Origin of the sequence: Xenorhabdus sp. NBAII XenSa04 (assembly GCF_963866145.1) — a bacterium.
Classification (GTDB): domain Bacteria; phylum Pseudomonadota; class Gammaproteobacteria; order Enterobacterales; family Enterobacteriaceae; genus Xenorhabdus; species Xenorhabdus indica.
This window is the reverse complement of record NZ_CAWMEB010000079.1, coordinates 45,200-56,868: the sequence shown is the minus strand read 5'-3', so window position 1 is coordinate 56,868 and position 11,669 is coordinate 45,200. Positions and strand designations below refer to the sequence as shown.

General features: G+C 41.9%; 10 protein-coding genes and 1 pseudogene. 10 read left to right on the top strand and 1 reads right to left on the bottom strand.

What is annotated here, in order from left to right; genetic code table 11:
• Positions 1-7 precede the first annotated feature (7 nt).
• The 5 genes from AAC147_RS04110 (at position 8) to AAC147_RS04090 (ending at position 4,762) form a co-directional block, all read left to right on the top strand.
• Positions 8-1,144 carry an acyl-CoA dehydrogenase family protein gene (locus tag AAC147_RS04110; protein WP_047679107.1) on the top strand — a complete coding sequence of 379 codons (1,137 nt, stop codon included), beginning with the start codon at positions 8-10 and terminating at the stop codon, positions 1,142-1,144.
• Positions 1,145-1,207: 63 nt separating this feature from the next.
• Positions 1,208-1,675 (top strand): group II truncated hemoglobin, encoded by a 468-nt coding sequence (locus AAC147_RS04105; RefSeq protein WP_047679105.1) that lies wholly within the window; start codon positions 1,208-1,210, stop codon positions 1,673-1,675.
• 34 nt (positions 1,676-1,709) lie between these two features.
• Complete coding sequence (locus tag AAC147_RS04100; protein ID WP_047679104.1) at positions 1,710-2,552, top strand: metallophosphoesterase family protein; 843 nt, start codon at positions 1,710-1,712, stop codon at positions 2,550-2,552.
• Positions 2,539-3,150 (top strand): flavoprotein, encoded by a 612-nt coding sequence (locus tag AAC147_RS04095; protein WP_231571321.1) that lies wholly within the window; start codon positions 2,539-2,541, stop codon positions 3,148-3,150. Before AAC147_RS04100 ends, AAC147_RS04095 begins: the two co-directional genes overlap by 14 nt.
• A gap of 319 nt (positions 3,151-3,469) precedes the next feature.
• On the top strand, positions 3,470-4,762 hold the full coding sequence (locus tag AAC147_RS04090; protein ID WP_047679103.1) for an MFS transporter: 1,293 nt from the start codon (positions 3,470-3,472) through the stop codon (positions 4,760-4,762).
• Between the two features lie 92 nt (positions 4,763-4,854).
• On the opposite strand, the gene satP is transcribed toward AAC147_RS04090, so the two are convergent.
• Positions 4,855-5,427 (bottom strand): acetate uptake transporter, encoded by a 573-nt coding sequence (satP, locus tag AAC147_RS04085; protein WP_047679102.1) that lies wholly within the window; start codon positions 5,425-5,427, stop codon positions 4,855-4,857.
• A gap of 347 nt (positions 5,428-5,774) precedes the next feature.
• On the opposite strand from satP, the gene dnaK reads away from it, so the two are divergent.
• The 5 genes and pseudogenes from dnaK to AAC147_RS04060 form a co-directional block, all read left to right on the top strand.
• A complete protein-coding gene (gene dnaK, locus AAC147_RS04080; RefSeq protein ID WP_047679101.1) occupies positions 5,775-7,685 on the top strand; it encodes a molecular chaperone DnaK in 1,911 nt (636 codons plus the stop codon).
• Positions 7,686-7,789: 104 nt separating this feature from the next.
• A complete protein-coding gene (gene dnaJ, locus AAC147_RS04075; RefSeq protein WP_047679100.1) occupies positions 7,790-8,923 on the top strand; it encodes a molecular chaperone DnaJ in 1,134 nt (377 codons plus the stop codon).
• A gap of 258 nt (positions 8,924-9,181) precedes the next feature.
• Entirely contained in the window at positions 9,182-10,000 is an 819-nt protein-coding gene (locus tag AAC147_RS04070; protein WP_047679099.1) for a hypothetical protein, read from the top strand.
• A 636-nt stretch (positions 10,001-10,636) separates the two neighbouring features.
• A complete protein-coding gene (locus AAC147_RS04065; RefSeq protein WP_197056352.1) occupies positions 10,637-10,933 on the top strand; it encodes an NAD(P)-binding protein in 297 nt (98 codons plus the stop codon).
• Between the two features lie 21 nt (positions 10,934-10,954).
• Positions 10,955-11,668: pseudogene (locus AAC147_RS04060) on the top strand (NAD(P)-binding domain-containing protein); the annotation flags it as partial.
• Position 11,669 lies beyond the last annotated feature (1 nt).

Sequence of the window (11,669 nt, the reverse complement as noted above, 5' to 3'; positions counted from 1 at the left end):
AGTGAATATGCGTATTGAAGCTGATGATTTTAATAATTATAGGAAATTTTGTCGTGAATTTCTTGAGCGTGAAATCGTACCTGAACATCAGATATGGGAAGAAAACGGACTGGTCGAGCGCACTTTTTGGGAGAGATTTGGTCAGTCAGGTTTGTTAGGTATGAGTGTCAATCCTGAGTTTGGAGGACAGGGAAAAAGCGATTATCGGTTTGCGGTAATTCTGACAGAAGAGCTCATCAAAGCTGGTGTCACTGTACCGGGGATCGTTGCTCACAATGATATTGTTGCCAGCTATATTTTTGCTCTCGGTAATCAGGAACAGAAAAAAAGGTGGCTGCCGGAATTATGTAATGGAAAACGGGTTGCGGCTATCGCCATGACAGAACCAAGTGGTGGTTCCAACACCGCAGATATCAAAACCGTGGCTAAACGTCAGGGTGATTACTATCTGGTCAATGGCAGCAAAACTTATATCACCAATGGCATTAATGCAGATTTAATCATTGTAGCTGTAAAAACAGAACAAGGAAAACAGGGCCAAGGGATCAGCTTGCTGGCGATAGAACGGGATATGCCTGGGTTCTCCAGAGGTGAACCCTTAAAGAAAATTGGCTGGAATGGCAGCGATACGGCTGAACTTTTTTTCCATGACTGCAAAGTCTCCGTCACTAATCTGATCGGCCGTGAGAACCTCGGCAACTATTACTTCATGTCGGCAATGCCCCGCGAACGTCTCAGCATCTCAACCGTGGCAGTAGCCAGTGCAGAACATATATTGCAGAGCACACTGGAATATGTGAAAGAAAGGACAGCCTTCAATCAACCAATCGGTTCCTTTCAATATAACCGTTTTGTTCTCGCGCAATTAGATACCGAAGTAAAAATTGCTCGGACCTACCTTGATAACGCTGTTGCTCTCTTTAACCAAGGGCTTTTCAGTTTAGTGGACGCGGCCCGCATCAAATGGTGGACTACCGAACTTCAAATGAAAGTGGCTGATCGCTGCCTGCAATTACACGGCGGATTGGGTTATATGCGCGACTCTACTGTTGGCAAGAATTGGCTAAATAGCCGTGCCCAAACCATTTACGGAGGAACCAGTGAAGTGCTGCAAGAAATCATTAGTAAATCACTTGGGCTTTAAAACGCAGTGATATTCCTTTAGATAAATCAACATCATTAATATATTCATATGAGAGGTTATGTTATGGCAAATAATGAAATACCGACCCTATTTGAATGGATGGGAGGACGTGAGGCTCTCATGAAACTCATGACCCATTTTTACGCTAAGGTCGAAAAAGATGAGTTACTCGCCCCATTGTTCAAAAACATGAAATCCGATCACCCCGGTCATGTTGCCATGTGGCTGGAAGAAGTACTTGGTGGAGAAAAACGCTATTCCAATGAACGGGGCGGTTTTAAAGTCATGTTAAACCGTCACAGAGGCAGAAGCATTCAACCAGAACAAAGGAAAAGATGGGTAGAGCTACTGATGCAGTCTGCTGATGAAATCGGTTTACCCTCTGACCCTGAGTTTCGTGCGGCGTTTGCTAGTTATATCGAATGGGGTTCGCGCAGGGCAGAAGCCAATTCTCAACCCAATGCAGCTCCTTCACGTCGTGAAACTGTACCCAATTGGGGTTGGGGTGAAGCACCTCCGGGAACCCCCTGATTCTTTAGGAACCTTAGAATAGAGAGGTGAGTTCATGCTGTTGGCTATCAGCGATTTACATGTATCTTATGCTGCAAATAGAGCTATAGTTGAATCACTCAAGCCATCAACACCCGACGATTGGCTCCTGTTGGCTGGTGATATTGCGGAACAAGAATCAGACTTTATATGGGTCATTAGTCTGCTTACCCGACGGTTTGCCCAAGTGGTCTGGACACCAGGGAATCATGAACTTTGGTGCACACCAAGAGATAACTTGAAGTTACCTGGCGTACTGCGTTATCAACATCTGGTCAATATTTGCCAACAGCATAACGTACTCACCCCTGAAGATGGATTCGGTCATTACCGCATGGAGAATGGGAAGCCCCTTATCATTGCCCCTATTTTTACCTTGTACGATTATTCATTCAGAAATACTTGTGACTATACAGCAGATCAGGCCATAGAACGTGCTCGCCGTTGTGGTGTCATTAGTTCTGACGAATTCTTCCTGAAAACCTATCCCTATAAAAATATTATCGATTGGTGTCAGGAACGTCTTCAATACACCGAGAAACGTTTGAACACTATTCCAGATGGTGAAGATATTGTGCTTATAAACCATTTCCCCCTTATCCGTAAGCCACTCGAATCTTTAAGAAATACAGAATTTTCCATTTGGTGTGGTAGTGAAAAAACCCATCAATGGACATCAAGAAAAGGCGTTCGCATGGTGGTATACGGGCACCTGCATATACCTAATATCGAATATGTTCAAGATGTTATGCACTTAGAAGTCTCTTTGGGATATCCACGGGAATGGCGGAGAAATGGAAGAGATTCTTACTTGGTTCAACTAGACGAGTTGCTGAAATCCACTAATGAGTATCGCTAACTATTCTGACAATAAGGTTAATTTACCGATGAAAGATGATGAAACAATCCCACAGACAAAGCCTCGGATTTTGATTGGAGCAACGGGGTCAATCGATATCTCTCTCCTTCCAAGATATCTTTTGGCCATTAAAGCAACTATTGATTGTACATTAACAATATTGATGACAAACAGCGCCACTACCTTTTTACCCGCAGAAACTGTCGCCCTTTATGCTGATCGCGTGATCAGCGGAGAAAAACCTCAGGATTGGCCAACAGATAAACCTTCACGCATTGTGGCTGATCACGACATAATGGCCATTTTACCTGCAACTGCAAATACTATGGCAGCCGTCGCGCATGGTACTGCACCTAACCGTTTAACAACCGTGATTTTGGCCGCCACGTTTCCGGTACTGTTTTTCCCTGTTATGGGAAGCGCAATGTGGGAGAAAAAAGCCACCCGCCGCAATATTGCTCAATTACAAGAAGATGGTTATTTCGTGATTGACCCCGTCTGGCACGAGAATTTTGACGCCTCACTGCAACGTATGGTGGGACACCCTTCCTTGCCGGATATTGAAACTGTCATTGGACTACTGAAGAAGTTTCTGTAACTGTTCCACGTCCTATTGAGGGCTATCACAAAAAGCCCGGCAGATTTCAAGTTGCCAATCTAATACTGGCAACTTGAAAAATAAAAGGGATAAATTATCACAACAAATGAAGAACACTTAAATTAATCTATCGGTTATCAGAAACTTTTTATTACCAAAATCCATTGACTGACAAAAAAATCCCATTACGAAAATTACAGAATAAATGTCTTTTAATATGAATAAATTTTGCTTTTTCATTTAATAAGGTCTGATAGAGTCATAAGTCTTACTTTATGATTTATGAAAATCCTATTTTATAACTATAAATCGGTACATTATGTCAGAACATCAAAGTCGTTCATTAAACAAACAAGATTATAAAACTCTGTTTTTAGCTTCCTTAGGTGGAGCTTTAGAGTTTTACGATTTCATTATCTTTGTCTTTTTTGCCGTCGTGCTTGGTGAGCTTTTTTTCCCTGCCGACATTCCTGAATGGCTCCGGCAACTGCAAACCTTTGGCATTTTTGCTGCCGGATATCTGGCCCGGCCCTTAGGTGGGATCATCATGGCACATTTCGGCGATCTAATTGGACGCAAGAAAATGTTCTCCCTCAGCATCTTGCTGATGGCTTTACCGACGCTAAGTATCGGATTGCTGCCAACTTACGACACAATCGGTATTACTGCCCCATTATTATTATTACTGATGCGAATTATGCAGGGAGCAGCAATTGGAGGTGAAGTCCCCGGAGCATGGGTATTTGTAGCGGAACATGTTCCCCACAACTATATCGGTTTTGCCTGTGGAATGCTCACCGCAGGACTGACTCTCGGCATTTTGCTTGGTTCTTTGATAGCAACAGCAATAACTTCAGCTTATACCAGCCAAGAAGTTTTGGACTGGGCATGGCGTATCCCTTTCTTCCTTGGTGGAATTTTTGGGCTGTTCGCTATGTACCTGCGCCGTTGGTTACATGAAACGCCAATATTTAAGGAAATGCAGGCACGTAAGACATTAGCGGAAGAACTGCCCCTAAAGTCTGTGATCCTGAATCATAAACGTGCAATCACTGTTTCCATGTTGCTGACATGGCTTCTTTCGGCGGGCATTGTGGTTGTTATCTTGATGACACCCAGCTATATGCAAACCGTTTTCCATCTGGAACCATCAATGACGCTGAAAGCCAATAGCCTGGCAATTATTGTACTTTTTATTGGCTGTATATTAGCCGGGCATTTATGCGATAAATGGGGTGCCAGTAAGGTGTTACTGGCTGGTAGCCTGCTGTTGGCTGCCGCCACATGGTTTTTCTACCACAATATCAGTGATGATCCCATCAGACTCTTCAGTGCATATGCTCTCGCAGGTTTCTCTGTTGGTGTTGTAGGGGCAGTGCCTTTCGTTATGGTTCAGAGCTATCCACCTGAAATTCGGTTCAGTGGCATTTCATTTTCATATAACTTGGCCTACGCCATTTTTGGCGGATTAACTCCGATTGTGATCACTCTGTTAATGAAATATACCTCATTAGCCCCAGCGTACTATATGCTGACGTTGTCAGTCGTGGGGGTATTCTTGGCTCTTTATTTAAATAAAAGAACAGTATTAGATAGCAAGACAAGGCACTAAGCCAATCATTAAGACAAAAAATATAAGATAAAAAAACAGGATAAGTACGGTAGCTCATCCTGTTTTTTATTAATCAGTAAATGAAACTGAAATTAAGCGTGTTTTCTTTCACCAATTGGCAAAATAGTACGGCCATACTGTTCGTTCAGAACTTCGGCCATAGCCAGATAGAAAGCACTGGCGCCACAAATGACACCTTCATAACCGGCAAAAGTCAGCATGCTGGCATTGCCGGTAATGTTGCCAATCGCCAGCAATGCAAACAGCAGGGTCAGGCTACCAAAAATAAACTGCAAAGTGCGGTTAGCTTTGAATGTTCCAAAGAACATAAACAGGGTGAAAATACCCCACAAAGCGAGATAAACACCAAGGAACTCACGGCTAGTCGCTTCTGCCAACCCCATTGTTGGCAGGAACTGTAGGCCAATCAAACTGAGCCAGAACATACCATAAGAAGTAAACGCGGTTGCACCAAATGTATTCCCTTTTTTGTACTCAATGATGCCAGCCAATACCTGAGCCAAACCACCATAAAAAATTCCCATGCTTAAAATGGCTGATGCCAAAGGGAAAAAACCTGCGTTATGCAAGTTCAACAAAATTGTTGTCATACCAAAACCCATCAACCCCAATGGGCCTGGATTAGCCAACTGATTAGAACTCATAATTCCCCTAAAAAATAGATAAAACAAAATACTAAAAATTTTCTCATGACATATTTCTACGCCAGAAAATCATAAAAGGCGGCGGATCATAATGTGATGGCATCAACTACACAATGGCCCCAGAAAAATTTTTTTATTAAATCTCAATTTTTTTTCAATCAGCCCCTTGATGATGAGATGAATGACCCCATCTAAGTCTCAACTACAGTTACTACTGACGTTTCAGTAACAACTGAAAACATAAAATGAGGAATTTCTGGCTGATCGTGCCATTGAAAAGAAAACATTTGTCCTCATATAGCTTAGTAACTTGACCGAATATATGAATTCTTTGTGGAGGCGTTTAGATGGGTAAAATCATTGGTATCGACTTGGGAACTACCAACTCTTGTGTAGCAATTATGGACGGCGCAACAACTCGTGTGCTTGAAAACAGCGAAGGTGATCGAACCACTCCTTCAATCATCGCATATACTCAGGATGGTGAAACTCTGGTTGGTCAACCAGCTAAACGTCAGGCTGTTACTAACCCGCAAAATACGTTGTTTGCTATCAAGCGCCTGATTGGTCGTCGTTTTCAGGACGAAGAAGTTCAGCGTGACGTTGCTATCATGCCATACAAAATCACCAACGCAGACAACGGTGATGCGTGGCTGGAAGTAAAAGGCCAGAAAATGGCACCTCCTCAGGTTTCTGCTGAGGTTCTGAAGAAAATGAAGAAAACCGCAGAAGACTATCTGGGTGAGCCAGTCACAGAAGCAGTTATCACTGTTCCTGCTTACTTCAACGATGCACAACGTCAGGCAACTAAAGATGCTGGCCGTATCGCAGGTTTGGAAGTTAAACGTATCATTAACGAACCAACTGCTGCTGCTCTGGCTTATGGTCTGGATAAAGAAGTTGGTAACCGTACTATCGCAGTTTATGACTTGGGTGGCGGTACTTTCGATATCTCTATCATCGAAATCGACGAAGTTGATGGCGAAAAAACTTATGAAGTACTGGCAACTAACGGTGACACTCACTTGGGTGGTGAAGACTTCGACAGCCGCCTGATCAACTATCTGGTTGATGAGTTCAAGAAAGAACAAGGTATCGATCTGCGTAACGACCCGCTGGCTATGCAGCGCCTGAAAGAAGCCGCAGAAAAGGCGAAAATCGAGCTCTCTTCCGCTCAGCAGACTGACGTGAACCTGCCATACATCACCGCAGATGCAACGGGTCCTAAGCACATGAACGTTAAAGTGACTCGTGCGAAACTGGAATCTCTGGTTGAAGATCTGGTGAAACGCTCTATCGAGCCACTGAAAGTCGCACTGAATGACGCTGGCTTGTCTGTATCTGACGTTCACGATGTCATTCTGGTTGGTGGACAGACCCGTATGCCAATGGTTCAGAAAGCTGTTGCAGACTTCTTCGGCAAAGAACCGCGTAAAGACGTTAACCCAGACGAAGCGGTTGCAATGGGAGCAGCAGTTCAGGGCGGCGTACTGGCAGGTGACGTGAAAGACGTTCTTCTGCTGGACGTAACTCCACTGTCTCTGGGTATCGAAACTATGGGTGGTGTGATGACTTCGCTGATTTCGAAGAACACGACTATCCCAACCAAGCACAGCCAAGTGTTCTCTACTGCGGAAGACAATCAGTCTGCGGTAACTATCCACGTGCTGCAAGGTGAGCGTAAGCGTGCCAGCGACAACAAATCCCTGGGTCAATTCAACCTGGATGGCATTCAACCAGCACCTCGTGGTATGCCTCAGATCGAAGTTACTTTCGACATTGATGCTGATGGTATCCTGCATGTTTCTGCGAAAGACAAAAACTCCGGACGTGAACAAAACATCACCATCAAGGCTTCTTCTGGCTTGAACGAGGACGAAATCCAGCAGATGGTACGCGATGCAGAAGCAAACGCAGAAGCTGACCGTAAGTTCGAAGAACTGGTTCAGATCCGTAACCAGGCTGATCAGCTGATCCACGGTACCCGCAAGCAAGTTGAAGAAGCTGGCGATAAACTGCCAGCAGATGACAAGACTGCAATCGAAAAAGCTGTTTCTGAGCTGGAAACAGCGGTGAAAGGCGAAGACAAGGCTGAAATTGAAGCTAAGATCCAAGCTCTGGTTGAAGCGTCTAAGAAACTTCTGGAAATCGCACAACAGCAAGCTCAGGCAAGTGCGGCTGATGCAGACGCAGGTAACGCAAAAAAAGATGATGACGCTGTAGACGCTGAATTCGAAGAAGTTAAGGATAAAAAATAATAGCCCTTAGCGGGCAAAGTAACAGGACGCCTGTTACTTGTTAACTAGCACGGGCGTTGAGGTAACTCTACGCCCGTTTGTGCGTGTTAGGGGTAAACAATACAATGGCAAAAAAAGATTATTACGAAGTTTTGGGTATATCCAAAACAGCAGATGAAAAAGAAATAAAAAAAGCCTATAAGCGGCTGGCAATGAAATATCACCCTGACCGTAATCAGGGGGATAAAGACGCTGAGAGTAAATTCAAAGAAATTAAAGAAGCGTATGAGATCCTGACCGACTCACAGAAACGCGCCGCTTATGACCAGTATGGTCATGCTGCCTTTGAACACGGCGGCATGGGTGGTGGTGCTGGTGGTTTCGGTGGAGCTGACTTTAGCGATATCTTTGGTGACGTTTTCGGAGATATTTTCGGTGGCGGCCGCCGTCAACAGCGTCCAAGCCGTGGTTCTGATTTACGTTACAGTATGGAATTAACGCTGGAAGAAGCTGTCCGTGGTGTGACCAAAGAAATCCGCATCCCAACGCTGGAATCCTGTGAAAGCTGTCATGGCAGTGGTGCAAAAGCAGGCACCAGCCCAGAAACCTGCTCTACCTGTCATGGTGCTGGTCAGGTGCATATGCGCCAGGGCTTCTTTACTGTTCAGCAACCTTGTCCTCAGTGTCATGGTCGTGGAAAAATCATCAAAGAGCCTTGCAGCAAATGTCACGGTCACGGTCGTGTTGAGAAATACAAAACATTGTCCGTTAAAATCCCGGCAGGAGTTGATACCGGTGACCGCGTTCGCCTGAGTGGTGAAGGTGAAGCAGGTGAACACGGTGCACCAGCAGGAGATTTGTACGTTCAGGTTCAGGTCAAAAAGCACCATATCTTCGAACGTGATGGCAGCAACCTTTATTGTGAAGTTCCAATCAACTTCGCAACTGCGGCATTGGGTGGCGAAATTGAAGTTCCGACCCTTGATGGCCGCGTCAGCCTGAAAATCCCTGTGGAAACTCAGACTGGCAAACTGTTCCGCATGAAAGGCAAAGGTGTTAAATCTGTCCGTGGCGGAATTCAGGGGGATTTGTTGTGCCGTGTTGTCGTAGAAACACCGGTTAAACTGAACGAAGAACAGAAAGAGCTGATGCGTAAACTGGGCGAATCTTTTGGCGGAAAAGGTGGAGAAACCAATAGCCCGCGTTCCAAAAGCTTCCTTGATGGCGTAAAAAAATTTTTTGATGATTTGACAAAGTAATTTATTACTTTGCAAAATATCTAATAATAAATCCCCCTGCTCATCCTTCTAATTTATTGATGTTCAGGGGGATATTTTTATTTATTAATTTTTTGTCTTTTAGCTAATTAAATTATTTTATTTCTCAATTATTATTAAACATGCTGTTATTCTATTAATATTGCACTTTATTTAAAAAGAGCAGAAAGTATTATTTTAAAATATCCATACACAAATGATAAGGTTTAAAAACAATACAGAAACAATGAGGATATTAAAATGATTTCGCATATATTAAAACAAGCAATTACACATTCCCACAATATTTTCTGTGGTAAGACCACAAATATCTCTTATTTTAATGTTGAACTTCAATCAGGAGATCGGCCAAAAAGATATTCTAGAGAAAATTGCTTTGCCAGAGAGAAAAAACTCATAGAATTAAAAAGTAAATTACACCATTTGGATACCGCAGATAAAAAATATGAATGTATAATAAAAGAAAAAGAACGTGATAATTCATTGGTTGGAAATTGTAATGAACTATCTAATACTGTATTTATATATTTAGCAAGAAAAAGAGGGGATGATATATATAATTTATATAAAGATTCTTTTACTGAAAACACATCAGGAAAAATACAATCTATTTACATTGAGATTCTTTATCCATCGCCTTTATCAAGGTATGATCACTGTTTTGTCATGCTTTATTATCCCCCACATACCTATAACATAAAATCTCAATATAAAGAAATAAATCCACTGTATAAAGTGTACAATAAGCTCCCAGATGGGGCCTGGATATGCGATCCATGGGCAAATATAGTTTGTTTATCTGAAAATTATGATGCTAATTGGCAAAGAAAAATGCTTGATTGGGCAATTGATGGCAAGTATTTGTCTTTAGGACAAGCACCTACTCCCTCAATATATAAATCAAGATCTCCGTTACAGGGAGATCCGGGTAATCCTCTATATGAAAATACATTTTACATGATGAGTAATAGTCCAAAATCAGTATTAAATCAGGCTATTATAAGACCTGATGGTACGGTTGTAATCAGTAATTCAAAATTTGAATATGCCAACCAATGAAGCCAACTGAAACGAATTGGAGTCTCCAGGTTCCTATTTATTACTTGGAGATCCATTATCCAACCATAAACAGCAAACAACCACAAAATATAAGCCAAAGTATTATCACTGGCACAGGATCCTGTGCCACCAGCCAAAGTATAACAGATACTAAAATCATCAACGCATAACTCACTTCTGGCATGTTGATAAATACAGTAATTATGGAACATGAGTGAAAATAATCAGATGGTAATTTTTAAACTTGAATGAATAACATGATCATCATATTAATAAATAGTAAATCACTACATTTTATTAATATGACCCCATTGCTGATAATGATATATAGTCATTTTGAATTTTCCTGTCTTTAATTTAAAGTTAGGTTTCCCACATTCAGAAATCGCATTCGAATATACCTGTTTAATAGAAAACATTTAGTAAGAAGAGAAATGATTACTTTCATACATTATTCTAAATAAAATAACTCAAATGAATAATAATATATTTAACGATATAACTTCCTAATTTATTAAAAATTAATTTTTCCATAACCCCCTTTAATCTCAAAAAACAAATAATTATCTGAGATTTATAATTTTTAGATATAAATACAACAATACCACCTAAAAATTATTAATGGAGATAAATATAATGCGAGATCATTACCCTAATGTCATTATTGGCGGAGGGCCCGCAGGACTCAATATGGCTCTTGAGTTTAGTAAGCGCGGTATTGAATATCTCTTACTTGAGGCAAACGAAACGGTTGGTGGTCAATGGGGCCGATTACCTGTATGTGGAGAATTATGTGGAGAATTGATCTCCCTCAACAAAAAATATGTCCCCGGTGATAATCATACTTACCGGATGCGTTATGACTGGCATACTCTTAGCACTATTGATGCTGGAGATGTAGCAAATGACCCGAAACTTCGTTTTACAGAATGAACATCAGCTCATTGGCCATCAGCGAAACTCTATAAGGAATATCTGAAATATGTCGCTGATAAAATGGAGCTTTCAGACTGTATCCGTACCAATATGCGTGTTAAGTGCATAATGAAAGAAAATGAGCACTTTATTATCGAAGTTTCTGATTCCCTGCGTATCTCAGCAGACAGAATATTTTGTGCCACTGGTGTATCAAAACCAATTGTGCCTGATATTAAAGGACTCAATGCCGAAACTTGTACTTTTTATGAAGACTTTGACCCAAATACTGCTGCTGAGCGCTATAAAAACAAAATTGTTGTCGTTCTTGGACGTGGTAACTCTGCGTTTGAAATCGCACATCATCTTATCGATATCACAGCCGAAACCCGTGTTGTCACCAGATCATTACCGCAGTTTACCCGGCAGACACACAACGTACATGATGTACGTGCTCAGGTCTCAGATGTCTTCGATTTAATGCAATTGAAATCGAACAACAATATTGTCAGCGACCGAATTGTCGAAATTAACCGAATTACCAGTGGTAAGCACAAAAGACGGTTATTAATTAGTTATGAAACGCCTTGTCCCCATTGGCAACCACCGAGATGGATGAAACGAAAAGGGATTATTGATGATGTCATTGTATGCTGCGGATTCAACTATACCTTATCCGATATTTTCGATCAGAAGACTGTTCGGCCAGAAGTGGATAAAAAAGATAAATTCTGCCTGCTTACATCAAGTTAGG

Excerpts from the sequence above, each read along its gene's own strand:
- AAC147_RS04110 (WP_047679107.1), top strand. The coding sequence starts at position 8 with ATGCGTATTGAAGCTGATGATTTTAATAATTATAGGAAATTTTGTCGT.
- AAC147_RS04105 (WP_047679105.1), top strand. The coding sequence starts at position 1,208 with ATGGCAAATAATGAAATACCGACCCTATTTGAATGGATGGGAGGACGT.
- AAC147_RS04100 (WP_047679104.1), top strand. The coding sequence starts at position 1,710 with ATGCTGTTGGCTATCAGCGATTTACATGTATCTTATGCTGCAAATAGA.
- AAC147_RS04095 (WP_231571321.1), top strand. The coding sequence starts at position 2,539 with ATGAGTATCGCTAACTATTCTGACAATAAGGTTAATTTACCGATGAAA.
- AAC147_RS04090 (WP_047679103.1), top strand. The coding sequence starts at position 3,470 with ATGTCAGAACATCAAAGTCGTTCATTAAACAAACAAGATTATAAAACT.
- satP (WP_047679102.1), bottom strand. The coding sequence starts at position 5,427 with ATGAGTTCTAATCAGTTGGCTAATCCAGGCCCATTGGGGTTGATGGGT.
- dnaK (WP_047679101.1), top strand. The coding sequence starts at position 5,775 with ATGGGTAAAATCATTGGTATCGACTTGGGAACTACCAACTCTTGTGTA.
- dnaJ (WP_047679100.1), top strand. The coding sequence starts at position 7,790 with ATGGCAAAAAAAGATTATTACGAAGTTTTGGGTATATCCAAAACAGCA.
- AAC147_RS04070 (WP_047679099.1), top strand. The coding sequence starts at position 9,182 with ATGATTTCGCATATATTAAAACAAGCAATTACACATTCCCACAATATT.
- AAC147_RS04065 (WP_197056352.1), top strand. The coding sequence starts at position 10,637 with ATGCGAGATCATTACCCTAATGTCATTATTGGCGGAGGGCCCGCAGGA.